The organism is Streptomyces sp. NPDC042259 (assembly GCF_055582085.1).
The window spans coordinates 118,770-144,161 of the sequence record NZ_JBVJDW010000007.1 but is presented as its reverse complement, the minus strand read 5'-3'; the positions used below and the strand labels follow the sequence as shown (position 1 = coordinate 144,161).

25 protein-coding genes and 1 pseudogene are annotated in these 25,392 nt (G+C 71.3%); 15 read left to right on the top strand and 11 right to left on the bottom strand.

The genetic code is table 11. The features are described 5' to 3' along the window. Window positions 1–26: 26 nt before the first annotated feature. From ACZ6MA_RS20425 to ACZ6MA_RS20410, 4 genes are all read right to left on the bottom strand, one after another. Window positions 27–1,265, bottom strand: a complete 1,239-nt coding sequence (locus ACZ6MA_RS20425) for an RICIN domain-containing protein (protein WP_469435305.1) — start codon at window positions 1,263–1,265, stop codon at window positions 27–29. Between the two features lie 212 nt (window positions 1,266–1,477). After that, window positions 1,478–2,878: a VWA domain-containing protein gene (locus ACZ6MA_RS20420; protein WP_469435304.1), complete on the bottom strand. Its 1,401-nt coding sequence runs from the start codon at window positions 2,876–2,878 to the stop codon at window positions 1,478–1,480. Window positions 2,879–3,122: 244 nt separating this feature from the next. Next, window positions 3,123–4,583, bottom strand: coding sequence for a carotenoid oxygenase family protein (locus tag ACZ6MA_RS20415; protein WP_469435303.1), 1,461 nt, complete (start codon window positions 4,581–4,583; stop codon window positions 3,123–3,125). Between the two features lie 139 nt (window positions 4,584–4,722). Continuing rightward, on the bottom strand, window positions 4,723–5,265 hold the full coding sequence (locus ACZ6MA_RS20410) for a GNAT family N-acetyltransferase (RefSeq protein WP_469435302.1): 543 nt from the start codon (window positions 5,263–5,265) through the stop codon (window positions 4,723–4,725). A 246-nt stretch (window positions 5,266–5,511) separates the two neighbouring features. On the opposite strand from ACZ6MA_RS20410, the gene ACZ6MA_RS20405 reads away from it, so the two are divergent. Further along, entirely contained in the window at window positions 5,512–6,783 is a 1,272-nt protein-coding gene (locus tag ACZ6MA_RS20405; protein WP_469435301.1) for an alpha/beta hydrolase, read from the top strand. A gap of 25 nt (window positions 6,784–6,808) precedes the next feature. Here ACZ6MA_RS20405 and ACZ6MA_RS20400 read toward each other — a convergent pair whose 3' ends face one another. Next, entirely contained in the window at window positions 6,809–7,903 is a 1,095-nt protein-coding gene (locus ACZ6MA_RS20400) for a ScbA/BarX family gamma-butyrolactone biosynthesis protein (RefSeq protein WP_469435300.1), read from the bottom strand. A gap of 232 nt (window positions 7,904–8,135) precedes the next feature. On the opposite strand from ACZ6MA_RS20400, the gene ACZ6MA_RS20395 reads away from it, so the two are divergent. The 3 genes from ACZ6MA_RS20395 (at window position 8,136) to ACZ6MA_RS20385 (ending at window position 10,563) form a co-directional block, all read left to right on the top strand. After that, window positions 8,136–8,888, top strand: a complete 753-nt coding sequence (locus ACZ6MA_RS20395; protein ID WP_469435299.1) for an HAD family phosphatase — start codon at window positions 8,136–8,138, stop codon at window positions 8,886–8,888. Beyond that, the gene (locus ACZ6MA_RS20390; RefSeq protein ID WP_469435298.1) at window positions 8,878–9,669 is read left to right on the top strand and encodes an SDR family NAD(P)-dependent oxidoreductase; all 792 of its coding nucleotides are present in this window, start codon (window positions 8,878–8,880) and stop codon (window positions 9,667–9,669) included. The genes ACZ6MA_RS20395 and ACZ6MA_RS20390 overlap by 11 nt, the downstream gene beginning before the upstream one ends. A 171-nt stretch (window positions 9,670–9,840) precedes the next feature. Then, entirely contained in the window at window positions 9,841–10,563 is a 723-nt protein-coding gene (locus ACZ6MA_RS20385) for a ScbR family autoregulator-binding transcription factor (RefSeq protein WP_469435297.1), read from the top strand. A gap of 210 nt (window positions 10,564–10,773) precedes the next feature. Here ACZ6MA_RS20385 and ACZ6MA_RS20380 read toward each other — a convergent pair whose 3' ends face one another. The 3 genes from ACZ6MA_RS20380 to ACZ6MA_RS20370 form a co-directional block, all read right to left on the bottom strand. Then, a complete protein-coding gene (locus ACZ6MA_RS20380; protein ID WP_469435296.1) occupies window positions 10,774–11,463 on the bottom strand; it encodes a ScbR family autoregulator-binding transcription factor in 690 nt (229 codons plus the stop codon). Between the two features lie 134 nt (window positions 11,464–11,597). Further along, the gene (locus ACZ6MA_RS20375) at window positions 11,598–12,173 is read right to left on the bottom strand and encodes a TetR/AcrR family transcriptional regulator (protein WP_469435295.1); all 576 of its coding nucleotides are present in this window, start codon (window positions 12,171–12,173) and stop codon (window positions 11,598–11,600) included. A gap of 152 nt (window positions 12,174–12,325) precedes the next feature. Continuing rightward, complete coding sequence (locus ACZ6MA_RS20370; RefSeq protein WP_469435294.1) at window positions 12,326–12,973, bottom strand: TetR/AcrR family transcriptional regulator; 648 nt, start codon at window positions 12,971–12,973, stop codon at window positions 12,326–12,328. A gap of 229 nt (window positions 12,974–13,202) precedes the next feature. On the opposite strand from ACZ6MA_RS20370, the gene ACZ6MA_RS20365 reads away from it, so the two are divergent. The 8 genes and pseudogenes from ACZ6MA_RS20365 (at window position 13,203) to ACZ6MA_RS20330 (ending at window position 19,318) form a co-directional block, all read left to right on the top strand. Beyond that, window positions 13,203–13,802, top strand: coding sequence for an NADPH-dependent FMN reductase (locus ACZ6MA_RS20365; protein ID WP_469435293.1), 600 nt, complete (start codon window positions 13,203–13,205; stop codon window positions 13,800–13,802). Between the two features lie 141 nt (window positions 13,803–13,943). After that, a complete protein-coding gene (locus ACZ6MA_RS20360) occupies window positions 13,944–14,189 on the top strand; it encodes a hypothetical protein (RefSeq protein WP_469435292.1) in 246 nt (81 codons plus the stop codon). Between the two features lie 202 nt (window positions 14,190–14,391). Further along, a complete protein-coding gene (locus ACZ6MA_RS20355) occupies window positions 14,392–14,790 on the top strand; it encodes a rodlin (protein WP_469435291.1) in 399 nt (132 codons plus the stop codon). A gap of 180 nt (window positions 14,791–14,970) precedes the next feature. Beyond that, window positions 14,971–15,360: pseudogene (locus ACZ6MA_RS20350) on the top strand (rodlin); the annotation flags it as partial. Window positions 15,361–15,738: 378 nt separating this feature from the next. Beyond that, window positions 15,739–16,251, top strand: coding sequence for a cupin domain-containing protein (locus ACZ6MA_RS20345; protein ID WP_469435290.1), 513 nt, complete (start codon window positions 15,739–15,741; stop codon window positions 16,249–16,251). 153 nt (window positions 16,252–16,404) lie between these two features. After that, entirely contained in the window at window positions 16,405–17,508 is a 1,104-nt protein-coding gene (locus ACZ6MA_RS20340; protein ID WP_469435289.1) for a hypothetical protein, read from the top strand. Continuing rightward, the gene (locus ACZ6MA_RS20335; protein WP_469435288.1) at window positions 17,505–18,524 is read left to right on the top strand and encodes a hypothetical protein; all 1,020 of its coding nucleotides are present in this window, start codon (window positions 17,505–17,507) and stop codon (window positions 18,522–18,524) included. The genes ACZ6MA_RS20340 and ACZ6MA_RS20335 overlap by 4 nt, the downstream gene beginning before the upstream one ends. 50 nt (window positions 18,525–18,574) lie before the next feature. Further along, complete coding sequence (locus ACZ6MA_RS20330; RefSeq protein WP_469435287.1) at window positions 18,575–19,318, top strand: nucleotidyl transferase AbiEii/AbiGii toxin family protein; 744 nt, start codon at window positions 18,575–18,577, stop codon at window positions 19,316–19,318. Window positions 19,319–19,343: 25 nt separating this feature from the next. Here the strand turns inward: ACZ6MA_RS20330 and pdxR are convergent, their stop codons facing one another. Further along, window positions 19,344–20,759 carry a MocR-like pyridoxine biosynthesis transcription factor PdxR gene (gene pdxR / locus ACZ6MA_RS20325; RefSeq protein ID WP_469435286.1) on the bottom strand — a complete coding sequence of 472 codons (1,416 nt, stop codon included), beginning with the start codon at window positions 20,757–20,759 and terminating at the stop codon, window positions 19,344–19,346. 47 nt (window positions 20,760–20,806) lie between these two features. Between pdxR and ACZ6MA_RS20320 the strand changes: the two genes are divergently transcribed. From ACZ6MA_RS20320 to ACZ6MA_RS20310, 3 genes are all read left to right on the top strand, one after another. Continuing rightward, window positions 20,807–21,292, top strand: a complete 486-nt coding sequence (locus ACZ6MA_RS20320; protein WP_469435285.1) for a carboxymuconolactone decarboxylase family protein — start codon at window positions 20,807–20,809, stop codon at window positions 21,290–21,292. Window positions 21,293–21,711: 419 nt separating this feature from the next. After that, on the top strand, window positions 21,712–22,956 hold the full coding sequence (locus tag ACZ6MA_RS20315; RefSeq protein ID WP_469435284.1) for a cytochrome P450: 1,245 nt from the start codon (window positions 21,712–21,714) through the stop codon (window positions 22,954–22,956). A 4-nt stretch (window positions 22,957–22,960) separates the two neighbouring features. Further along, on the top strand, window positions 22,961–23,194 hold the full coding sequence (locus ACZ6MA_RS20310; RefSeq protein ID WP_469435283.1) for a ferredoxin: 234 nt from the start codon (window positions 22,961–22,963) through the stop codon (window positions 23,192–23,194). A gap of 42 nt (window positions 23,195–23,236) precedes the next feature. On the opposite strand, the gene ACZ6MA_RS20305 is transcribed toward ACZ6MA_RS20310, so the two are convergent. Then, window positions 23,237–23,611, bottom strand: a complete 375-nt coding sequence (locus ACZ6MA_RS20305) for a DUF4232 domain-containing protein (RefSeq protein ID WP_469435282.1) — start codon at window positions 23,609–23,611, stop codon at window positions 23,237–23,239. A 340-nt stretch (window positions 23,612–23,951) separates the two neighbouring features. Further along, window positions 23,952–25,328 carry a helix-turn-helix domain-containing protein gene (locus ACZ6MA_RS20300; protein ID WP_469435281.1) on the bottom strand — a complete coding sequence of 459 codons (1,377 nt, stop codon included), beginning with the start codon at window positions 25,326–25,328 and terminating at the stop codon, window positions 23,952–23,954. Window positions 25,329–25,392: the final 64 nt, after the last annotated feature.

The window sequence follows — 25,392 nt, the reverse complement described above, 5'->3', positions numbered from 1 at the left end:
CGTACGAGGGCGGCCGTTTCGTCGGTTCAGCGGAGGTGCATGTGGAACCGCTGGCTCTCGCTGTTGTTGCACTTCTTCAGGAAGAGCCACTTGTCGTTGCCCCGCTCGTTGGGCAGCGAGTCCATGCAGTACCCGGTGGCCACGTGCTTGATGTAGGCGGCATGGGCGTCGACCGGGTCCGTGACCCACTTGAAGAGCTGGGTCTGCTGCCCCTGGCAGTCCCACTGGTTGAAGTAGCTCCCCTCCCAGGCTCCGGTGCCGCCGTACACGTCGACGCACTTTCCGGAGAGTTCATTGACCATGTTGAACTGGCCGCCGCCGCTGTTGCGTATCCGCCAGGTCTGGTTGTTGCTCCGGTGATCGTCGTACGTGATGAGGTGGGCGCCGTTGTCGCGGCTCTCGAATTGCACGTCGATGGCCCGCCCCTGGTTGCCGTCGCTCGTCAGGAGGAGCGGCGCGTTCGGCTGGGCTTCGCGCACCCGGCGGAACTGGACCGGGTAATGGTCGGAGCTCATTCCGTTGCGCAGTTCGGCCTCGATGGGCAAAACGTTGCGGGACGAGATCATGTAGTCGAGTTCATGCGCGCTCTGATGAGTGGCACGCCCGGTGTGATAGATGTGTCCGCCGACATTTCGGGCTTCGTCCGCCATCGTGGCCGGATCCCGGTTGAAGTCCCCGATGGCGTGCCAGGCGCGGTTGCCCTGCTGCCTCGCCAGGTCCCTGATGCTCGCCAGCAGGGCGGGGGCGTTGGTGCCCCGGGCGGCCGAGGCGTGGACGTCGAAATAGATGTCGCGACCGTAGACCAGGCCGAGCGAAGGACGCTGCGCCGCGGTTCCCTCGCCCCGTGCGACGACGACGCCGTCCGCTGCTTCCCGGGTGACGATCGCGAGATTCACCCGCGTGTCACCGAAGGGAATCATGAAGTAGACGTGCCACTCCTCTGATCCTCTGCGCCACAGGTAATGCCTGATCTGGAAACCGCCGTAGGTGCCCCGCTCCACCTCACGCATTCCGACCAGGGCCAGGCCGTTGTGGCTCCCCGCTTCCTGGAGCATGACCATGTCGTTGTCCGCCATGAGCGTGGAGACATCGTTCCAGCGGGCGCCCTGCGAATTGTAGGTGGCTATGCGTCGCTCATGGGGTTCCCATGCGTGGGCCGGAGCGGCGGGAACGCCGACCAGCAAGGTGAGAATTCCGGCGAACGCCACCAGCGCGGCGAGCGTCCGGCTCGTGATTCTCGCGCGGGGAGGACCGAGGGTTGGCACGTGTGACTCCTGCGGTAGGCCTGGGCCCGGCTGTGATACCCGGCCGGGGCTCCCCACTCTCCGGCTTACCGCTGACGTTCCACTCACGTCCCGCTAATGCCCACCGCGCCGGGGCGTCCGGGACGTGATCCTTCAGCCCTACCCACGACCTCCGTGCTGCCCCACACCCGCACCGGGCGCGGTGTGCACCCGGGTGTGAGGGGTGAAAGGTCCTAGCCGACGATCCCCGCCGCGCGGGCCTCGATCAGCCACTCCGGGAACTCGACCATGAGTTCCTTGTAGAGAGCGGCGTCCGTCAGGGCGCGCGGGTCGCGGCCCGCGTGGAAGAAGCCCGCGTTGTCGACGACGCGCTTCTCCGGGACCGCCAGGTCGTCCAGCTTGCGGAGGAAGTCGAAGCCGCGTGCGTCGGGGTCGCCGAAGCCCACGAACTGCCAGAAGATCGGGTGCTTCGCCGCCGCGCACAGGGCGCGTTCGGCGGCGGCCTTGCTGGTGGGGGCGCCGTCGGTCTGGAAGATGACGAAGGCGGGGTCCTTGGCGCCGGACTTCTCGTAGTGCGCGACCACGGCCTCGATGGCCCAGTGGTAGTTGGTCCGGCCCATGTGGCCGAGGCCCTCGTGCAACTCCTGGATCCGGCCACCGTAGTTGGTGAGGTCGAGATCGGCCGTGCCGTCGACGTCGGTGGAGAAGAAGACGACGGGGACCGTGCCGTCGTCGTCGAGGTTCGCGGAGAGGCCGAGGGCCTGCTCGGCGAGGTGCTGGACCGTGCCGTCCTTGTAGTAGTTCCGCATGGAGCCGGACCGGTCGAGGACCAGGTAGACGGCCGCCCGCTGACCGGTGAGGCCCTGCTTCTCCAGCGAGACGGCCGCCGCCTTGTAGAGGCTGACCAGCTCGGGCGCGGACTGCCGGACCTTCTCCAGGGAGATGGCCGGGGCGACGGCCGCCGACTCCGTGGCCGGTTCCGTGGCCGCGTCCGTCGCCGGTGCCGTCGTCAGGGCCGTCGTCATCGCCGGGGCCGGCTCCGGGGCCGGGCCGGGGGCCGGTTCCGGGGTGGGCGTCGGCTCCGGGCCCGGGGCGGGCTCCGGCACCGGGTGCGGGTCCGGGGCCGGGACGGGCTCCGGCTCGGGGATCGGCTTGGGGGACGGCATCGGAGTCGGCTCGGGCTCCGGGTGCGGATGCGGATCGGGGGTGGGCACCGGGCCCGGAATCGGATCGAGCGGCCCCGGATCGGGCACCCGCTCGGCGGTGACGGCTTCGGCGGCGGGCTCGTCGGCGACGGGCGCGACGGCCTCGGCGGGCGCGGCGGGCGCGACGGCCTCGGCGGGCGTGACGGGCTCCGCGGCCACGGGCTCCGCGACCACCGGCTCCGCGACCACCGGCGGCGGCGTCGGCCGCGCGCCGGCCGGCGGAGCCGTCGGCTGTGCGGGCAGCACCGGGGCCGTGACCGCCGGGTTGACCTCTCCCGCCGGTGCGGGCACGGTCGCGGAGACGGACTCGGCGGCCCCGGCGCTGTCGACGGTGTCCGGCCCCGCGTTCTGCTGGGGCAGGCTCGGTTCGTCGCGCTCGGTTTTCCTGGACCGGCCGAACGCGTTCCTCAGCAGACTCCGAATGCCCATGTGGAGAAGTCCTTCACGTGTCTCGGGTGCGATGAAATGTCCGTAGTGGGGTGATAAGTCCCAGGGCGGGACGGCTACGTAAGGCTAGCCGTCAAGCCCTGCCCGGCGTGTTCGACCCTCGCGAGCCGTTTCGTGCGCCACCCCCAGGGAGTGCGTCTGCTACGTCTCAGTGGCCTCAAAAGTCGATACCCGTCGCTTTCGCACTCACACTGTCGGACAGTACGGCCACCGCGCCATCCGGCCATCACCCCGCGTCCGGGATCCAGTTGCCGTGCAGCCCGAGCGGTACCCGCACCGGCAGATGGACCCGGGCCACCGGTCCCGCCGTGATGTCCCGGGCGGCCAGCACGACCAGGTCCGTCGCGCCGCGCTCCGCGTCGAAGGCGTACGACAGCAGCCAGCCGTCGTCCTCCGCCGCCCCCGGCCGCGACGGCACGAACACGGCCTCCCCGATGTCACCGCCCGCCGCGACCCGGTACTCCTCGCTCGTGCCGCGCTCCAGGTCGTACTTGACCAGCCCGGCCGGCACGCCGTACCCCGCCGCCTCCGCCACGGCATAGCCGAAGCGGTGCCGGGCGGTGAGGCGGCGCGGGTCGACGCGCGGGAACTCCACCGCGCGGTCGTCGATCCGCGCCCGCGTGACCCGTCCGGCCACCGGGTCGACGGTCCAGCGCTCCAGATACGCGGGCCGCTCGCCCGGCCCCGGCCGGGGGCCGTCGAAGAGCCGGTCGTAGCGGACGAGGTGGACGGTGATCAACCCGTCGCGTTCGTAGGCGTTCATCGGGTGCAGGACGAAGCAGGGATCGATCCCGATCCAGCGCACGTCCGCCGGGCCGCCGGAGCGGGGGAGCACGCCCAGCCGGGCCGCGCGCGCGGGGTCCCACGCGTACGGGAAACCGCCGGCCGGGCGGCCCGCGTGGGGAGTGAAGACGACCGGCAGGTCGTACAGCACGACGTGCCGTGCGGTGAGCGAGAAGTCGTGCATCATCGGGCGGCCCGAAACCGGGATGTCGACCCGGCGGCGGACGCAGCCGTCGACCCCGGCCACCAGGTACCGCACGTACGGCCAGGCCCAGCAGTAGGCGACCGCGTGCAGTTCGCCGGTGGCCGGTTCGACGACGGCGTGCGCGGCGAGCCCGCCGGGCAGGGTGCCGTGGAAGTCGAACGGGCCGATCGTGAACAGCTCGTCGTCCAGCTCGTACGGCAGCGCGCCGCCCTCGACGAGCGCGAGGTGATGCCCGGCGAAGTGCAGGATGTGGGTGTTGGGCGCGAAGTCCATGTCCAGATGGCGCGGCCCGTGCAGGAGCTTCTCGCCCAGCCGCCCGGCGACCGCGTCGGAGCGCACCCAGCGGTTGCGGTACCACTCGGCGCGGCCGTCGCGCAGCCGCACCCCGTGCACCATGCCCTCGCCGCTGAACCAGTAGTGCGCCCCCGGATCGGCGACGCTCAGCGGATTGGGCCCGTTGCGGAGATAGCGGCCGCGCAGGGCCTCGGGGAGATGGCCGGTCACCGGCAGGTCCACGGCGATGATCTCGTCGTGGACGGGAGCGAAATGGCCCTCCAGATAGGGATTGCCGAGGGCGTCCCGCGCGATGCGGCGCGGGGAACCCCGGCCCGCGCCGACCGCGCCACTCCCCGGGTCGCCGCCCCCGCCCCTGTGTGCTGTGGTGCTCCTACGGCCCTCGGCCTCGCGCTCGTCGGTCATGCCGCCCTCCAACGGCCCGCCCCCGCGCGACCGTTCCCCCACCATCCAGCGGAAGGGCCGGTTCGGCCAGTCTCCTCACCCTGATCCCGTCATCTGACGCTATCTGCGGTCATGCATCGTGATCTGCCGCCATACGGTGTCACCGGCGCAGCGGGCGGGTGCACACCCACCGCTCCTGCTCCGGCGCGGGCGGCCGTACCCGTCCGACGGCCTGCCAGCCCCAGGCCTGGCAGGCGAACCGCGCCCCCACCGCGTCCGGTGCGAGGAACCCGGCCGCCAGCGTCGCGCCCGTCCCCGACAGCAGCCGGTCGTGCAGGCGCCTGCCGATGCCGAGCCGGCGGCGCCGGGGCAGGACCATCAGCTCGGCGACGGCGAAGACCCGGCCGGCGGCCGTCAGCTCCTCCAGGTCCTCGGGGACCGGTCCCACGAACCCCTGCCAGTGGCTCCCGTCCCGCGCCACCGGGAATCCGTACGCGCAGCCGACCGGCCCGCCGTCGTCGGCGACGACCAGGTCGAACCCCGGCAGCGCGGCGTGCTGCGCCAGCCGGTCCATGAAGCGGGCGCGGCCGTCGAAAGCCTCGCCCGGGGGGTCCTCGTATGCCGACCCGTGAAGATCCGCGAGCTGTTCGCGGTACTGATCCGCCTGCCAGCGGCTCAACCTGCGCAAGAAGACGTCGCCCATGCGACCTTCCTGCCCAATGCGGCCCCCGGCCACCCGCCCCGGAGCCGGGACGACGGGGCCCGTCGGGCGGCCCGCCCGCCGTGGCGGCGCCGGAAACGGCACGGGTCGGGCAAGCCACGGGCAGGACAAGAGCCGGGTAAGAAATAGGTGCAGGGCAACCTTATCCGCCCCTTCCCGCCTCTTCTTCGGTGAAATGGCTCGACCGAACGTGAGTACCCACCACGGGGGCAGGGAGTTGAGGGGCACATGGGCCTGACCAGTCGGTCGCTCTTGTACGCGGTGGCGTTCGCCGCCGTGTTGTGTGTGGGGCTCACGGTCTGGCTGTGGCCGAGGCTCTCCGGGCGCGGCCCGCTGCCCGTGCTGGGACGGCTCGGCGCCATCACGCTCACGCAGCTGTCCCTCACGGCCGTCCTGGCCCTCGCGGTCAACATCAGCATGGGGCCCTTCTACTCCTCGTGGGACCAGCTGCTCGGACGGGTCGACAAGTCGCCGGTCAACGTCACCGGGTTCAGCAGGAACGGCGGAGCCGGCACCGTCGGGGCCACCAAGGGCGGGCTGGTCCAGCCCGCCGGCCCGAACGGGCTGGACAAGGTGCACGGGCTCCCCAAGGGCCCCGCCGACCAGGTCGGCAAGGTGCAGTCCGTACGCATCGTCGGCCGCCGCTCGAACGTGATCAACCCGGCTTTCGTCTATCTGCCGCCGCAGTACTTCCAGAAGCAGTACGCGCGCCAGCGCTTCCCCGTGATGGTGACCATCAGCGGCTACCCGGGCGGCACGGTGAGCCTCGCCCAGCACCTCCAGGTGCCGCAGACGGCGGCCAGGCTGCAGGCCGAGAAGCAGCTCCAGCCGACCGTGATCGTGATGGTCTCGCCGACCATCGCCCCGCCGCGCGACACCGAGTGCGTGGACGTGCCGGACGGCCCGCAGGCCGAGACGTTCTTCACCAAGGACCTGCCCGAGGCGCTGCGCAGCAGCTACCGGGTCGGCCGTGACGCCAGCGCCTGGGGCGCCCTCGGCTACTCCTCGGGCGGCACCTGCGCCCTGGAGCTGGCGCTGCGCGCGCCCGATGTCTATCCGACGGCGGCGGCCCTCTCCCCCGACTACAAGATCAAGAACGACCCCACCACGGGCGATCTCTTCGGCGGCGGCGAGAAGGGCAAGCAGCGCCGGCGCGAGCACGATCTGATCTGGCGGCTGGAGAACATGCCGGTCCCCCGGGTGTCGGTGCTCGTGGCCAGCAGTGAGAAGGGCGAGAAGAACTTCGGGGACACCACCAAGTTCCTCGACGCGGTCAAACCGCCCATGACCAAGGCCAGCATCATCCTCGCGGAGGGCAGCCACCACTTCACGACCTGGCGGCGGGAGATCTCACCGGCGATGAAGTGGATGGGCGACCAGCTGACCTTCCCCCAGGACGTCGTCGACGACCACAAGCCCGCGGACCGGCACGAAGCCCCGAAGAAGGATCCGGTGTCGGTCACGGAGGACGAGGCCAAGAGAAACGAGCAGGAGGACTAGGGCCTGTTCCGGCGGGTCGGCCGGTTCAGGCCCGTCCGGCGAGCGGGGACGCGCCCGCCGGGCGCCGTGCCGCGGCGGGCGGCGAAGACGGCCCGCGGCCGAAGTCCTCCCGCGGCGTTGCCGTCCGTGCCGCCGCCGTCGTGATGGCGCAGGTGAACAGCAGCTCGTCGTCCTGGTGGCCGCTGACGTGGGTGACGGTGGAGCCGGCGGGGTCCGGCTCGCCGAGTTCGGCCGCGATCCAGCACGGGCCACTCAGCTCGGCGTAGCGGTGGAACGCGCTGGTGAGGGACGTGGGGCCGGTGGCCGAGCCGGGGGCGAGGGCCAGAGCCGCCTGCCGCGCCGCTTCCAGCAGGACCATGCCCGGGATGTGATCGACGGGGTGGTCGAAGAGGATCGGGTGCCGTAGGTCGGCGCGCAGTTGCCAGCGGCCGGAGCGGCGGGGTTCCGCACGCGGGGGCTCGACGGGCCGGCCGCGGCTTCCGCCGCAGGCCGGGTCGGCGGGCGAGAGGACGACGTCGAACGCCGAGGCCCGGCCGACGTGCGGGGGGAAGACGGGGGAGCCCAGGGTGGCGGGGGGTCCGGTCAGCCGGGGCCCGCGCAGTCTGCGGTAGACCTCGGGCGAAGTGCAGGTGAAACCGGCGCCACCGGTCGCCGCGAGCCGGCCGTCCCGTCGTAAGACCACGTCGTACCGCATCCCGGCGAACGCCCCGCACCGCCTCCGCACTTGCGAGCAGGTGACGTCCAACTCCAGTTCGGCCGGGGTGAAGCCGACTCCGAGCCGTTCGGGGCGGGCGGTGTAGTCCAGGCTCCACATGAGGAACTGGTGGCCGAGGGGGACGTCGAACTCCGCGTGGGCGAGAAGGGATCCGATCTGCCGGACGGTCTCGGCGATGAGCATCGGGTCGTGCCGCGTGCCGAGCCGGGAGTCGTGGACGGGGGTGAAGAAGCTGTGCCCGCGCGGCCATTGGGCAGAAACCTGGAACCGCAGCTCGTCCAGCCTGCGCCACCCGGTCAGCAGGACCTCGGCGACGGCCGCCCGGTGGACGAACTCCCGTGGCACCGTGGTGGTCAGTCGCGGCCGGCCCGGCGTGCTCGGTGCGGGTACGGAGGTCTGGGACATGGCTCCCCCTGGATCAAGTACGACGCGGCCGGGCGGCCTCGGAACGGGAACGGAAGAGTTGAGAAGATACGTACTAGCCGGTTTTATTTTCCCCCGCTGGCTTCCTTACCATACGAGGTAGTTGAGGCCCCCTCAGCTCTCCTGTGACCTAGCTCTCGCCTGTCTACATTCGTACTGGACGGTTTGATCCAGGCGTTCACCCCACGCCACCGTCCCCTTCCAAAGGACCCCCATGACCGCTACCGCGGAGCCGCTGCGCCGATTAAGGCTGGCAGCCGTCAACATCGACGGAGTCCTGCTCGACGACACCTTCAGTCCGGTGATCCATCACTTCGTCACCAGCCGGGGCGGGTGCTACACCGCCGAGGTCGAGAGTGCCGTCTTCTCGCAGCCCCGTCGCGTCGCCGCGCGGGCGCTCGGCGCGATGGCGGGCGTGCCGTGGACACCGGAGAAGGTCCTTGAGGTCTATTTCGAGGAGCGGGCCGCCTATCTCGAACGGCACCCGCTACACCTTCTCGACGGGGCCGCCGCGTTGCTGCGGCGGCTGCGATCCCTCGGACTGCGCACCGTCTGCTACGGCGGCCTCGACGACACCCATTTCCGGCGGCACCTTGGGGAGTTCGCCGATCTGTTCGACGGCCCCGGCTATGTCTGCACGAACGACTTCCGGCCCGGTGTCCACGAGATCGTCACCGACCTGTTCGGGCTGGAATACGACCAGGCACTGTTCATCGACGACGTGGCACGGGTCGCCGACGCCGCACGTACGCTCGGCACGGCCTTCATCGGCCACCCGCCCCGCTTTCCCCACGGGTTCCAGGGCCAGTTGATGCGCGAGGCGGGTGTCCGGCACATCGTCGGCTCCCTCCCGGCCATCGACGAGCCGCTGCTGCGCACCCTCGACGCCGAGGCCGCCACCGGCACGCTCTGGGCCCCGGCCACCACCACCCCACACGAAACGGAGGGTCCCCGCGATGACCGGTGACCACACGGCCGACGGAGCCCGGGGGCTCCTCGGCGGCAAGATCGCACTGATCACCGGAGCGAGCAGCGGCATCGGCGCCGCGGCCGCCCGGGTGTTCGCCCGGGAGGGCGCCACGGTCGTGCTGACCGCCCGCCGCGAGGAACGCCTGCGCGATCTCGCGGCCGAACTGCGCGCGCGGGGCGCCGAGGCCGCCCATGTGGTGGCGGACGTGACCCGCCGCGAGGAGACCTCGCGGGCCGTCGCGTTCACCGTCGAGCGCTACGGACGCCTCGACGTGGCGTTCAACAACGCCGGTTGGGGCGAGGGGCGCACACCCCTGCACCTCATGGACGACGACCTCTACGACCGCATCATGGACGTCAATCTGCGCGGCGTCTGGAACTTCCTCCGGGACGAGATCGCCGTCATGCTCGACGCCGGCACCGGTGGCGCCATCGTCAACACCAGCAGCGTCGGCGGCCTGCTGGCCACTCCGGTGGCGGCCCCGTACGTGGCCGCCAAGCACGCCGTCATCGGGCTGACCAAGGCCGCCGCCGCGGAGTACGCGGCCTCCGGCATCCGGGTGAACGCGGTGGCGCCGGGCACCACGCGCAGCGAGGTCGTCGAGGACTGGTTCGCGAAGAACCCGGGGATGGAGGCGGCGCTGCACGCGGCGACGCCGCAGCCCCGGACCGCCGCGCCGGAGGAGATCGCCGAGGCCGCCGCCTGGCTCCTGAGCGACCGCTCCTCTTTCGTGACCGGAGCGACCATGCCGGTGGACGGGGGCTTCACAATGGTGTGACTCTGGTGCGTCCCGTCAGCTCGCTCGGGCCTGTTGTGGCGCGGGAGTTGGGTAGGATTACGTACTTGCCGGTTTGGTTTGCAGGGGGGCGATGAGCGGCATGCGGGACACGCGTCTCGCCCCACACCGCCGGGACGCGGTGCGGGCGACTTACTGATTCGGAGGCACACCGTGGCAAAGCAGGACCGTGCGATCAGGACTCGGCAGAACATCCTGGAAGCGGCCGCGGTGGTGTTCGACCAGAAGGGCTACGACGCGGCCACGATCACGGAGATCCTGGCGCGGGCCGAGGTCACCAAGGGAGCGCTGTACTTCCACTTCACCTCGAAGGAAGAGCTGGCGCTCGCCGTCATCGACGCCCAGGTCTCCCAGGCCCCGCCCATGCCCGAGCTGCCCGGCTCGTCCAAGATGCAGGAGCTGGTGGACATGGGCATGCTCTTCGCCCACCGGCTGGCCGACGACGCCCTGTTGCGCGGCAGCGTCCGGCTCACGCTGGAGCACGGCTCGACGAGCCTGAACCGCAGCGGGCCGTTCCACGGCTGGACGCAACTGCACATCCAGGTGCTGCACGAGGGCCTGGAGCGCGGCGAGGTGCTGCCGCACGTGGTGGCCTCCGACACCGCCGAGCTGATCGTCGGCGCGTACGCCGGAATAAACACGATGTCGCAGGCGATCAACAACCGCGCCGACCTCGAACGCCGGGCCAGCGTGCTCTACGAGCACGTGATGCCCAGCGTGGTCGTCCCCTCGGTACTGGCCCGCCTCGACATGGCCCCCGGACGCGGCGCCCGCGCCCTGGCCGAGGCCGAGCGGCTGCGCGAGACCAAGGTACGGCAGGCGGCCGAGGAGGCCGCCGCGTCCGAACGGGCGGGCATGCCGGTGGGGGTGGCCTGACGCGTTTCGCCTGGCCGGCGGGACTTTGACGACGGGCTCGCCCGGTCGGTGGATTCTTGGCCTGCGGGCCATCTTGGCCGCCTGCGGCGGCTGAGCGCCCTGCGGGCGCGTCCTCAATCGCCGGACGGGCTTGGGTTTAGCCCGTCCGGCGATTGAGGACACCGCCGCGCAGCGGTGGTGCGGGCGGCAAGGGCCCGGCACGGGGCACGGCTAGCGCGACCGCGCAGCCGACGGACCAGGGACCCGGCAGGGTCCCACCGTTCCCGTCGGGCGGAGCCCGCCCGGTTCTGCCATGCCGGGGAGCACGAGCTGCCAGAACTGCGCGAGCCAGTCGCGCCCGGTATCGCGCGGGCCGTCCGCCGGGCAGGCCGCGTCCGGGCCCGGGGACGGCGTCCGCACGAGCAGTTCCGTGCCGGTGGCCATGGTCAGCGCGAGGGCCGTAAGGGTGCGCGGATCGTGGCCCGGAGCCAGGGCCCGGTCGTCCTCGGCCCGGCGCAGCACGTCCTCCAGCAGTTCCCGCCACAGCACCGTGCAGTCGTAGGCGGCGTCCGGCGCGTAGTCGAGTTCGCGGGAGAGCCGGATACCGGCTCTGACGACCACATGGTGTTCGAGCAGGTGGGCCAGTACATGCGTCATGTCGATCACCGTCTGGAGCGACGGCGGGTGCGCCCGGTCGAGCGCGGCCAGCGCCGCGCGGGAGGAGGAACAGGCCGTCGACTGCACCGCGCGGGCCAGCTCCGCCTTCGTGGCGAAATGGAAGGACAACGCTCCCTTGGTCACCCCCGCCGCCTCACTGATCGCGTTGAGCGAGGCGCGTTCGTATCCGACGTGATCGAATACGTCCGCCGCCGCGGTCAATAACGCGCTGCGGGTTCGTTCGGCCCTCTCCTGCTTTGCCACGTGCTACCTCCGGCCACGAACAGGTGCATGCACTATCAAACCAACCTGTCGGTACTGTAATCCCGCCTCGATCAACAGAGAAGTGCCCCTGCTTTCGCATCGAGCGGGTACGCGAGCCGGACGTGAGCCGCGCGTCAGGCGTCTTCGCGGGTCGATTCCAGGATCTCCAGGCCGACGTCGAGCAGGGCCTTGCGCTTGGTCTCGGCGTCGCCCTCCAGCCGGGCGGTGGTGAAGGCGCCGAAGTGGACCGTCAACAGCGCGCTGGAAAGGCGCACCTGATGAGGGAGGGGGGCGTCGCCCGCGTGCATCAACCGGGAGATCGTGATCACCCGCTCGGTGAGCTTGCGGCCCACGCACAGTTCACGCAGCGCCGCCTGGTTCTCCTGCAGGATGCTGTAGAGCGGGGCGGCCTCGCGCAGGGCCGAGCTGTAGCGGGCGAGCAGCTCCCGTTTCGTCTCCAGGGTGGGGGGCTGGGCCTGGCCCCAGGCGATGAGTTCGTCGACGGGACGGCCGAGTTCGTCGGAGATCGCGGTGAGGATGTCCTCCTTGGTCTTGAAGTGGTAGTACAGCGCGGCCTTCGTGACGCCGAGCGCCTCGGCGATCTCGCGTAGCGAGGTCTTCTCGTACCCCTGCGAGACGAAGAGTTCCAGGGCCGTGCTCTGGATGCGCTCGCGGGTGTCGCTCCTGCGCGCCTGGGGGGTGCTGCCCATGGGCTCTCTCTCCTGCGTTCGTCGGACCTATCTAGCCCGTCGGCCAGCAAGTAACCGGGCCGGGCGCTTCGCATGCGTGCTGAGGAGAGATCATGGCGCAGGAACCGGCCCCCGCGGAGGCGCCGGAGCGCACCACCACCGTCCCGGGGTACCTATGAAGCGGTCGGTTCCGCGTTCGGCACGGCGGCTGACGGAACGCCGTGGGTTGACGCCGCGGGCGCCGAAGTGGCCGTGGAATAGGCGGCGGTGAGCAGTTCGGTCGCGCCGGCGAGCAGAGCCAGCCGCTTCTCCTCGGGGTCGCCCTCGATGTGCTGGATGGCGAACGTGCCGTAGTGCAGGGTGAGCAGCGCGGTGACGCAGCGGACCTTGGCGGCGACGCTGCTGTCCGGCTCCTGGAGCAGCTCGGAGAGCGCGGTCACCCGGTCCTTGAAGTCCTGGCCCACGCTCAGGTCGCTGAGCGTCGCCTGATTCGCGTTGAGGACGTTGAACAGCGGGGCGGCGCCGCTGAAGATCACGCTGCTGCGGTCGAGCAACTCCCTTTTGACGGCGAGCGTCCGGGGCTGCCGCCGCCCCCAGTCGATCAGTTCGTCCAGTGCGATGCCGACATCGGAGAACAGGCTGACGAGGATGTCCTCCTTGGTGCGGAAGTGGTAGTAGAGCGCCGCCTTGGTGACGCCCAGTTCGTCCGCGATCTCCCGTAGGGAGGTCTTCTCGTACCCCCGCTCCATGAAGAAGTCGCGGGCCACCTCCTGGATGTGCTGCCGGGTGTTGCTACGGCGAGGTCGTGGCGTGCTCCCCATCGGCTGTTCCCTTCGCTCGGGCGGGTCCCGGAACCGCGATCTTGCGGGATGACAAGGCGTGCAGAATAACGTACTTGACGCCCGGTTAGTGGCTGTCTAATCTTCCGAATATGCGCACCAACCCGGCGGCAAGTAAGTCGGGTGGATGCGAAGGGGGGCGTCGGCGGATCGGCCGACGCGGCTGGCTCGCTCACTCATCACTCATGCGTACCCACGCGAGGAGACGCCCGTGTCCGGTAGACCGACCGACGGCCCACTGCGGTTAGCCGTCATCATCGGCAGCGTGCGCGAGGGCCGGTTCGGCACGGTGATCGCAGACTGGTTCACCGACCGGGCGCGCCGGCGGCCCGAGTTCGACGTCGATCTGATCGATCTCGCGGAAGTGGCACTCGGCTCGGTGGCCCCGTCCACGAGCCCGCCGCCGGACATCGTCCGGGCGCTCGGCACGCTGACCCCGCGGCTGGACGAGGCGGACGCCTTCGTCGTCGTGACGCCCGAGTACAACCACAGTTTCCCCGCGGCCCTGAAGAACGCGATCGACTGGCACAACCCCCAGTTCCACGCGAAGCCGGTCGCCTTCGTCTCCTACGGCGGACTGTCCGGGGGCCTGCGCGCGGTGGAACACCTGCGGCTGGTCTTCGCCGAGCTGCACGCGGTCACCACCCGTGACACGGTCAGCTTCCACAACGCCTGGGACCGCTTCGACGAGAACGGCCGTCTCAAGGACCCCGAGGCCGCCAACGCCGCGGCCACCACGCTGCTCGACCAACTCACCTGGTGGGCCCACGCGTTGCGGCACGCCAAGACCCAGCGCCCGTACGACGGCTGAGCCGGCCGGGCCCGCCGTAGCCACGCGCGCCCGCACCCGGGCCCGCCATGGGCGGGCCCGGAGATCCACCAGTCCGTACACACCCGAGTCGTACGGCATCTGCGAACGACACTTCTGACCGAGGGGACGGTGCGAGTCCGCATGGCACGACACCTTGCCGCCGAACAGTACGACTACAGCCGGTACGACTACGCCCCGGACGAGCCCGTTCCGCACGTCTTCGACGGTTTGAGCGTCCCCGTGCGGACCGCCGCGTCCATGCTCGGCCTCTCCCCGTGGACGGTCTCGCACCTGGTCGACCGGGGCGAGCTGGACAGCGAGCGCGGCGGGCAGTACCGCTATGTGACCCTTCCCAGCATATTTGCCTATCGTCGGCGTACCCGATGATTCACCGGTCCCGTTAATTCGGTGTCCCGGCCGGCACCGGGGCCGGTATTCACCGCCGTCACGCCGATTCCGGTCGGCCGATGGCGGGGCCCGTGGCGCTCCCAATGGTGCGAATGAGTGAAAGCCCGGAACCTCTGGCAAAGGCCGGAGTTATTCAGAACGCTTTCCCAGTGGGGGCGCAACACGAGCGAAAGGCATAGACGTGCTCAAGAAGGTTCTCGCCACGGCAGCGGTGACGGCTTCCGCCGTCGGCGCCATGGCCAGCCCCGCGATGGCGGTCGGCGACGATCGTGGTGACGTCGCCAATGGCAACGCTGCGAAGACCGGTTACGGCAACACGAAGACCGGGGGCAAGGAAAGCCCGCAGATGAGCCTGATCCAGGGCACGCTCAACAAGCCCTGTATCGCAATCGGCAAGATCGGCCTCCAGTCCCTGGTCGCGCTGATCAACATCGGCGTCCAGGACATCCCGATCCTCACGTCGCAGCAGCAGCAGCAGTGCACCGACAACTCGACGATCAGCGACGGCGACGACCAGCTCTCGCACCTCCTCGACGAGATCCCGATCCTGTCGGGCAACGGTTCGGCGAACGGTCACTGACCGAAGTACCGAGCGTGGTGAAATCCCCCTGCGGCGGGTGTGCGGGCCCCGCTGCGGGGGGTTTTTCCTGTGCCGGGTCACGGCTCGGCCGAACGGGTGAAGAGGAATAACCTTCCCGCCTTTTCGCGAGTTGCACAGGTAGCTGTCGTAATTCGTTGATCCAGAGCGAAGGAAATAGACGTGATCAAGAAGGTAGTGGCCACGGCCGCGCTGTCGGTTTCGGCGGTCGGTACCATGGCCGGCCCCGCAATGGCGATCGGCAACGACGGCCAGGATGTCGCCAACGCCAACGGCGCCGCGCAGATGTACGGCAACACCTACACGGGCGGCTATATGAGCCCCCAGATGGGCCTGATCAACGGCTCGCTCAACAAGCCCTGCATCGGCATCGGGAAGCTGGGCGCCCAGTCGCTCGTCGGTCTCATCAACGTCGGGCTCCAGGACATCCCGATCCTGTCCTCGCAGCAGCAGCAGATGTGCACCGAGAACTCCACGATCAACGACGGCGACGACCCGCTGTCGCACATCCTGGACGAGCTCCCGATCCTGTCCGGCAACGGTTCCGCGAACCGCGCCGAGCAGCACGATCACCACGAGGGACACGGCAAGAACCGCGGCGACCGCCACCCCGACGAGCGCCACTGACCTCCCCGACACCAACGGCACACCACGGAGCCGCCCCCGGGTTCACCCCGGGGGCGGCTCCCTGGCGTTCGCGGGGGGCCGGGCGGCCGGTACGGAGGGGTACGGAGGCGTGGGGGCCCCTCGGCCCGCGTCCCCGGCGGGACGGAGGGATTGACCCATGAACCCGGCGGGGAAATGAACCATGGGGCCGGTCGCCTGCGGGCCTAGATTCGGAGTCGTGAAGCCGCGGAGAGCAGCGCGAGCGGCGAACACCGCGCGTCCTCCGCGCACTTCCGGCACGTATCCCGCAGCAAGGAGCACCCCATGACCGGCACCGAGTTCCCCCGCCCCCACGACCTCGTCCTCGTCCGGGAGGCCGACGCGGAGGTCACCGCCGACGCCCCCGGCAGCCTGATCACCCTCATCGCCGATTCCGACCGCACGGGCGGCGCGGTCACCACCAACCGCACCATCCTCGACGAGGGCGTCGCGGGGGCCCCCCCGCACTTCCACACCCGCGCCACCGAGATGTTCTTCGTCCTGGACGGCGCGCTGCAGGTCCTCGTCGACGACCGCGTCGTCATCCTGGAGAAGAACGACTTCCTGGCCGTGCCCCCGGGCATGCCCCACGCCTTCGCGCCCGCCCCCGGCACCTTCGCCGATGCCCTGCTCGTCTTCACCCCGGGCATGGACCGCTTCGACTACTACCGTCTGCTCGACCGGGTCAACAAGGGCGAGGCGGCCGTCGAGGAGATCAAGGCGTCCTCGGAGCGCTTCGACAACCACTACGTCGACAGCCCCCTCTGGCGCGAGACCCGCGCCGCGGCGACCCGCTGACGCCCGGCAGGCGCCGCCGAGGAGTCTGAGAAGCCTGTTCCACCTGGGGTGTTACCGTCGCAACGGTCCGGCGGGGGGATCGTTGCGTACGGTTCGCGCCTCGTGCGCCGCGTACGGGAGGCCCCATTCGCCGGTCAGGTGCGACGGCAGCGGATGGGGGAACAGGTGGAGGAGGGCCCGGAGTCGCTCCACGAGGAGGTGGCACGGCTGCGCCAGGAGATAGCCGGCCTCCGCCCGTGGCAGGAGAGCGTGGTGGCGCAGATCAAGGATTTCGCGCTCACCGTCAAACACGACTACGGCGAGGTGGAAGGCGCGCTGATCGGTGTCGTCGACCGGTTGAACGCCCTGGAGAGCGGGGCGATCGCCGACGAGGGCGGCCAACTGCCCTGGACCCTGCGCGCGTCCGAGCGCGACTGGCAGGACCTGGCCACCTGGGTCGACTGGCTCCGGGCGCACTACGTCACCCACCCCCAGCTCCGCATCGCCCCGTGCTGGCCCGCCCACGGCGGGGTCGTCGAAGAGCTGGCCGCCCTCTGGTCCTCCTGGCGCGCTGCGGCACAGCGGGACGCCGACCCGGCGCGCGTGGGCACCGACCTCACCCACTGGCACCAGAACCAGCTCTGGCCGACGATCGAGCGCATCCGGCTGAACTACCCGATCACCGACTGCGAATCGGGCCATGTACCCGACCCGCCGGCCGACCCCACGGACAGCGACGCCCTGACCACTGTCATGGCCGAGGCGGCGGCCGGACGACGACGCTGGGCGGACCGGCGCTTCACCTACGGCCTGGAGGCCGACCCCCCCTTTACCGAGCGCCGGCCGCGCGCCCTGTGGCGGCGAATGGGTACGGAGTGGGAGTACCTGTCGCTGCTCGACTGGCAGTGGCACACCGTCCGGGAGCACGGCGACGTCCACCCGCCGAAGCCGGAGGAACTGCACCCGGTGACCGGCGAGCGGGCCGCCGAACTGGAGGCGGACCGGCAGGCGTGGGTGCGGTACTGGGCGCACTACACGGACGAGGCCGACCACCGGGCGGGCGCGGCGCCCACGACGGTGGTGCGGCGCCGGCGCAGCCCGGAGCGCATCTACGACGAGGCCTTCGCGACCGGCAACGCCTGGGCGCCGACGACGGCCGTCCACGACTTCTTCGACACCCGCCCGTCCAACCCTCCCCACCTGGTGGAGATCGACCGCGACGGGGCCGAGCGGCTGTTGTACCGCCTGTGCGGCGTGATGGGGGCGACCGAGCTGTGACGACCGGCACGAACACCCCCACCCACATCCCCACCCTCACCGGCACCGGTGCCTGGCGGCGCCGGCTCGCCGACTTCGGTGCGCACCTGGAGCTGACCGCCGACCAGAACGCGGCGCTCAGCGCCCGCTGGGAACAGGCCCGTTCGGACGTGGCGCTCCTCGACGACGTGATGGCCGACGTCCTGCGGCGGACCGCCGAGCACGACGGCACGCTGCGGGAGCCCCAGCACCGCCTCAAGGGGCTGGAGGCCTTCCGGATCCGGAGCGCCGGGCGGCTGGCCGCGCGGGTACCGCTGGAAAAGATCACCGAGCGGGTCGTCGACCTCAACCGCTACACGCTGACCCTGCGGGAGGAGCACTTCGCCGAAGGCGTCGAGCGGACGTACGCGCTGCTGCGGGAGGAAGGCTTCGCACCCGTCCCGGGCGCGGAACGGGACACCCGGAACGACCCGCTCCACCAGGCGCTGCACACGGCGTGGCAGTGGACCGAGGCGGACACGCCCCGGAAGTTCGAGATCCGCTTCTACTCGCCCGGCGGCTACTGGGCCCGGCACAAGAACCACGACGACTACGCGCGGTACCGCTCCAGCCGCCACCGGCCGGCCGGAGCGGACGGCCGGGACCTGTCGAGCGGGCAGGAGGAACGGGCCCGGGCCCGCCAGCGCGAGCGCTACGACGACATCCCGGTGCGGGACCTGGAGTCGGAGCTGCCCCGGGTGCGGCCCACCGAGCCCCCGCGCCACGACGACGCGGTGCGTTTCTGGGCGCTGTACGCCGACGACGCCGCCTGGAGCAGGGGCAGACCCCCCACGACGGTCTTCCGGCAGCGCCGGACGGCGGAACACCACGACGACACGGTCTTCTCCCGCTTCGGCTGGTGGTCGCCCAGCGATGCCATGTTCCGGTTCCGCGACGCGCGGGACGACGACCCTCCGCACCTGGTCGAGATCGGCGTGGACGACGCGGAACGGCTGTTGCAGGAGGTGTGCGGCGTGACAGGTGTAACCGCCTGGTGAGCCATGTCGGCTCCCGCTCCCGGGCGCGGCCGTACGGAATAATCGCGCCCATGCCGTCTGACCTCGCGTACCCGGACGCCCCCGGCCCCTCGGAGCGCCGCGTGAGGCTCTTCGGTCCGCACCGGCGGCTGCTGCCCGATGTGCTGGACGTGGGCGCCCCGTACGGGCTCGTCCTCGGCGGCGGCTACGCCCTGCAGGCGCACGGGCTGGTGGACCGCCCGAGCCGCACGCTGGACCTCGTCACGCAGACGCCGACGCCGATGCCGGACGTCGCCGCGGCCCTGCGCGCGGGCCTGGAGGCGCGGGGCTGGCGGGTGGAGGAGACGGCGGCCGAGCCGTTGGCGGCCCGGCTCGCGGTGCGGGACCCGGAGCCGGGCACCACGGACGAGCCGGGTGAGGTGTGCGTGGTGGACCTCGCCAAGGAGACGCTGTGGCGCCCTCCGGTACCGGGCGCGTACGGGCCCGTCCTCGCCGTCGAGGACGCGGTCGGCCTGAAGACGCGGGTTTTGGCGGACCTGGGGCTCGCCCGGGACCTCGTCGACGTGTGGGCCGCGTCCGACCGCTGGTCCCACGCCGAGCTGGAGGAGTGGGGCCGGCGCCATGGGCGGGACGCGTTCGACCTGGCCGACCTCCAGGCACGGCTGGAACGGTCGGAGTGGATCGACGACCGGGAGTTCGCCGGGTACGGGCTCGACGACACCGCCACGGCCGCGCTGCGCCGCTGGGCCCAGTCGTGGGCCGACGACATCGCCGAGCGGCTCATGGAGGAGGCCCCGGTGGAGGACGAGCTGTAGGACGCGTCCGGCCGGCCCCCGCCCGTCACGCCGGCGGCAGCGCGCCGCACAGGGCGTCCAGGGCGGCACCGTAGGCGTGGTCGGGCGGGGTGCCGAAGCCGACGACCAGGCCGTCGTTCGCCTCCGTCGTGGCCTCCGGGTGGCGGAAGCCGGCCAGGCCGTCCACGGCGAGCCCCTGCCAGGTGGCCGCCTTGAGGGTGGACTGCTCGGTGCCGGGCGGCAGTTCCAGCACGGCGTGCAGACCGGCCGCGACACCGGTGGCGCGGATGTGCGGGGCGCGGTCGGCGAGCGTGGCGACGAGCCGGTCACGGCGGTCGCGGTAGCGCTGCCGCATACGGCGCAGGTGACGGTCGTACGCGCCGGAATCGATGAAATCCGCGAGGGTGAGCTGATCGAGGACTCCCGCCCACGCCTCCCGGTCGCCCTTGACGGCCAGCACCGGGTCGACGAGATGGTCCGGGAGCACCATCCAGCCGAGCCGGATCGCGGGGGACAGGCTCTTGCTGACCGACCCGATGTAGACGACCCGCTCGGGATCCAGGCCCTGCACGGCACCGACGGGCTGCCGGTCGTAGCGGAACTCCCCGTCGTAGTCGTCCTCCAGCACCAGCCCGCCCCGGGCACGCGCCCAGTCGACGACCTCGGCGCGCCGCCCCGGATGCAGCGGCCCGCCGGTCGGGAATTGATGGGCGGGCGTGAGCAGCACGGTCCGCACCTGCTTGTGCCCGGCCAACTCATGGGTCCGGGCCCCGTGTTCGTCCACGCCGACAGGCACCGTGCGCACCCCGGCGGCGGCCAGCAGCGACCGGTGGAAACCGAGCCCATAGGACTCCACGGCGAGCGGCCCGCGCAGCACACCCCCGAACAACAGCCGCAGCGCGGGCGCGAATCCCGAGCAGACCACGATCCGCTCGGGGTCGGTCCGCACCCCACGGGACCGCGCCAGATACTCGGCCAGCGCCCGCCGCAGTTCGTGCCGCCCGCGCGGATCGCCGGGCCCGAAGGCGTCGTTGGGCGCGGCGTGCAACGCGCGACGGCCGGCGGTGAGCCAGGCACCACGGGGGAACGAGGCGGCATCGGGCTGCCCCTGCCGCAGATCGTGCGTGGGCCGGGGCGGGCCCGCCGGTGCCTTCTTCGGCACCCGTACGGGCTTGGGGGGCGCGGCCCGCCGGGCCACCCGGGTCCCGGAACCCTGACGGGCGGTCAGCCAGCCCTCGGCGACCAGCTCGGCGTAGGCGTCGGCGACGGTGTTACGGGCCAGCCCGAGGTCGGCGGCGAGCGAACGGTAGGGCGGCAGCCGGGTGTCCGGCGCCAGTTGACCCGAGCGGACGGCATCGCGCAGCGCCCGGATGAGCACCGCGCGACGGCTTCCCGGACCGGTCAGCTCCAGATGCAGGTCGCGGCCGATCCGCTCCGCCCAATTGACCCAGTTCTCCGCCATGGGAATGCACCTTACCGCCGGTCGATCAGGCACGTACCGTCCAGATCATGACGACGGAAGCCAGCACCCCCGCCCCCTCCCGGCCCGCCCGTATCGACTTCGCCCGCTCGGCCCCGAAGGCGTTCAAATCCCTGATCGGCTTCGACGCCGCCGCCCGCGAGGGCATGGACCCGGCCCTGGTCGAACTCGTCCAGATCCGCTCCTCGCAACTCAACGGCTGCGCGTACTGCCTGCACATGCACACCTCGGACGCCCGCAAGGCGGGCGAGAGCGAGGAGCGCCTCCACATGGTCGCGGTCTGGCGCGACGCCCCGCACTTCTTCACCCCCCGCGAACGCGCCGCCCTCGCCCTGACCGAGCCCGTCACCCTGCTCCCGGCGGGCGGCGTCCCGGACGACGTCTACGCCGAGGCCGCGGCCCACTTCACCCCCGACGAACTGGCCCGGCTGCTCGCCCTGATCTTCGCGATCAACACGTGGAACCGCATCGCGATCGCCACGGCGAAGGTTCCGGGGACGGACGACCGAGCCTGACGGTTCGGGCGTCGGCCCGTACTGCTCCGCACCACCGCTGCGCGGCGGTTGTCCTCAATCGCCGGACGGGCTGGTTTTACCGGGCGTGATCCTGGGGCCGGGCCCAGCCACATCAAGCCCGTCCGGCGATTGAGGACGCGCCCGCAGGGCGCTCGCCGCCGCAGGCGGCACCACCGGCCGGTAGCCGAAGGGGCGCCGGTCAGGCGTGCGGCGGCAAGGACGGTCCGCAGGTCAAAGGACCGCCGGTCAGGCGAGAGGCGGCCAAGACGGTCCGCAGCCGAAGGTGCCACCGTGGTGCTAGTGGAGCCACAAGGGTGCCAAACCCCCTTGTGGTGGCATCATCATGATGCCAAGATGGCGTCACAGGGCGCAGTCGCGCCCCGCGACGCCCTGCCAAACGCCCCGGCCGGAGGACGAACATGCAGCAAGGACCACCGACGAAACGCACCGCAGAGGCCACCGCAGAGGCCGCCGAAGAGCCGGTGACGTTACCGACCGCACGCCCCCCGGGCTGCCCCTTCGACCCGCCCACCGGACTGGCGGAACTGCGGGAGCGGCAGCCGCTCACCCGGTTGCGCTACCCCGACGGCCACGTCGGCTGGCTGGCCACCGGACACTCCACGGTCCGGGCCGTGTTCGCCGACACCCGGTTCAGCTCGCGGTACGAACTCATGCACTACCCGTTCCCGGGCGCGGAGGGCGTGGAGATCCCGCCGGCCACGGTCGGTGACCTCACTGGGATGGACCAGCCCGAGCACACCCGCTACCGGCGGCTGCTCGCCGGCAAGTTCACCGTCCGCCGGATGCGCGCCCTCACCGAACGCGTCGAGCGGATCACCGCCGAACACCTCGACGCCATGGAACGCCGAGGACCGGCCGTGGATCTGGTCCAGGCGTTCGCCTACCCCGTGCCGGCGCTGATGATCTGTGAACTCCTCGGTGTGCCCGAGGCCGAGCGCGGGTCCTTCAAGGAGCGGGCCGGGGCGATCGGTGACCCACGAGCGAGCGTGAAGGACCAGCTCGCCGCCCTGACCGGTCTCGGGCAGTTCTTCCGGGAACTGATCCCGGCCAAGCGGGCCCGCCCCACCGACGACCTGCTCAGCGATCTGACCACCACCGACCTCACCGACGAGGAACTCGCCGGCATCGCCGGCTTCCTGCTCGCCGCCGGCCTCGACACCACCGCGAACATGATCGGCCTCGGAACCCTCGCCCTGCTGACCCACCCCGAACAGGCCGCCGCCCTGCGCGCCGACCCGGGCCTCGCCGACCAGGCCGTCGAGGAACTCCTGCGCTACCTCACCATCACCCACACCGGGATCCGAGCGGCGCTCGAGGACGTCGAACTCGACGGGCAGTTGATCAGAGCCGGCGAGTCGGTCACCGCCTCCGTCCAGGCCGCCAACCGCGACCCGGCCCGGTTCGACGATCCCGACACCCTCGACCTGCGCCGGAAGGCCACCGGTCATCTGGCCTTCGGCCACGGCATCCACCAGTGCCTGGGCCAGCAACTGGCCCGTGTCGAAATGCGGGTCGCCCTCCCGGCGCTCCTCACGCGCTTTCCGACCCTGCGCCTCGCCGTCCCGCCCGAGGACGTGCCGCTGCGCACCGGCATGAACATCTACGGGGTGCACCGGCTCCCCGTCACCTGGGACGAGGAGTAGAGCGATGCAGATCAGCGTCGACCGCGAGCGGTGCCTGGGAGCCGGGATGTGCGCACTGACCGCCCCCGAGGTGTTCGATCAGGACGCCGAGGGCGGCCGGGTCGTCCTCCTGGACGCCGGGCCATCCCCCGGCCAAGCCGCCGAGGCCCACCAGGCGGCCTACATCTGCCCTTCCGGCGCCATCACGATCACGGGCTCCCGGGCCCGCGCCGAGGCGCCCACGCGCCAGGTGCGTTGACCCGCAGCGCCGTGGGCGCCGTGGGCTCCGGGGCCGTCGTGGTCACCACACCAAGGCGTCGGCGGCGTTCGACTGCCAGTAGGTGACGGCCGCGCTGTCGTCGATCCACGTGCCCTTCGGGAGGGCGATCGAGTCGGGTCCGCCCTCGGAGCCGTCACCGGCGTCGAGGAAGACGTGCAGGGTGCGGACGTCGCGCCCGTTCTCCCCGGAGCCGTCGGCAGACGACAGGCGGATGCCCGCGTAGGCGGACTGACCGGGCTTGAGCGTGACGACCGACTGCGGCGCTGACTCCTCGATCGCCTGGGCGCCGACGGACTGGTCGTTGTCGAAGCCCAGGAGCGGTGCCTTGATGAGGGTGCAGGACTTGGCGCCGGTGTTGGTGACGGTCAGCAGCTGGTGGTTGATCGGGCGGCTCACGTTCCGCACGGTGGTCGGCGGAAGAGGTCGAGCAGAGCGCCCGGACCGGGCCCCGGTCCGTCTGCGGGGCGGCCTGGGCGGGAACGGCCGCCGTCGCCAGAACGGCGGCACCGGACAGGGCGGCGGAAGCGAAGAGACGAGCGAAGCGCATGGGACTTCTCCTGATGACGGGTCGGTGACCGCTGGACGCCCCGGTGTTCCCCGAGGCCTGATCAGCCTGCGGCGGCGCCCGTCACGGCATCAAGGTCTGCCGGGGTTTCCGGGAAGCCGGAACGGATGTACACCGCCTGACCTGCGGAAACAGCAGGACCGTGGAACGCTCCGGTGGAATCCGGACGGGTCAGCCCACCGGGGCGGGCGACCACCGCGTATCCCCCGGCGGCTGCTGGTAGGAGGGCCTGCCCGTGGAACCGCTGGTGCGGAAGGGCCTTCCCTGGTCGTCGATCCTGAGCACCCCGCGCCGGCCGCCGCTGGACCACTGCACTTCCAGATGCCATCGCACATCGTGTCGCTTGGCATCGGCCATGACGTAGAAGACCTCGGGATCGGTCCGGCTCACCTTGTACGGGAAGGCGCGCTGACCGGCGATCGGGGTGAGGGCGGGCGACCCGGCGTCGAGGTCGACGCCGAAGGACCGCGTCGCCACGTCACCGCCGCAGCCGACACCCGTGGCGTAGGTGTTCCAGGCGAGCGGCGCGTTCATGCCGTCCACCCGGACGTGCAGTTCTTCGAGCACGACTGTTTCCGTACCGGTCCCCTGCAAGGTGACCTTGACGAACTGGTTGTCGGCGGAGACGGCTCCGAGTTCGGACACCCAGGCGGGCGCGTCTTGCTCGATGGGGGGTTTCGGCATCTGCCCGGGCTCCCGGTTGACCAGGAAGCTCTGGGAGCAGGGGCTCTCGTAGGCGAAGGGCCGGGTATGGGCGGTCAGTGGAGCGTCACCCTGGTCGTCGCCGCCCGGGTCGTCACCGCCGCCCTGCCGGCCGGCGGAGGAAGGGGACGCGGTGCCGGCGTCCGGCCCGGCGGAGGCGGTGGACTCGTCGCCCTTCTTCTTCTCCTCCTCCGGGGAGGAGGACGGCGTGGCGACCGGGCTCTTCCCGGGCTTGCCGGGCTTCTGGGGCCCGGGCACCGCGACACCCCTGGAAGAGGAGGCTCCGGCAGGCTGGGCTCCTCGGCCGTCGTCACCGCCGCCACCGGTGAGGCTGACGGCGAGCGCGGCGGAACCCATGACGCAGGTGACGGCCAGAGCGGTCAGCACGGCTTTCCGGGACCGCCGTTCGCGCTGTGGGCGGCCGTTCGACGCGGGCGGGTCGGCCGCCTCGCCCGACCGCGTACCGCCGGAACCGGAAGGCGCGGACACCGCTTCGGGCACCGGGGCCGAGGCCGCCGTCTCGATCGGAACTATGGATTCCGGTTGGACGGCGGCCCTGGCACCGGCCTCGGCATCGGCTGACGCCTCGCCCGCCCGTGGCTTACGGCCCCGCGCCGCGTCCGCGAGGATCCACTGCCGGTGGATCCGGATCAGCTCTTCCGGAGTGGCCTTGCACAGGCGGGCCAGCCGCTCGACCGGAGCGAACTCCGTCGGCACGGTGGACCCGTTGCAGTACCGGTGCAAGGTCGACGTACTGACGTGCAGCCGCTTGGCCAGCACCCCGTAACTCAAGCCGGACCGCTCCTTCAGCGATCGCAGCGACTCCGCGAGATCGCTTGCCTCCACGCCACTCCTCCGTCCCATGTCCTCGTTCCAGAGAACACCCATTCCCCCAGGTCAGAGCCGGTGT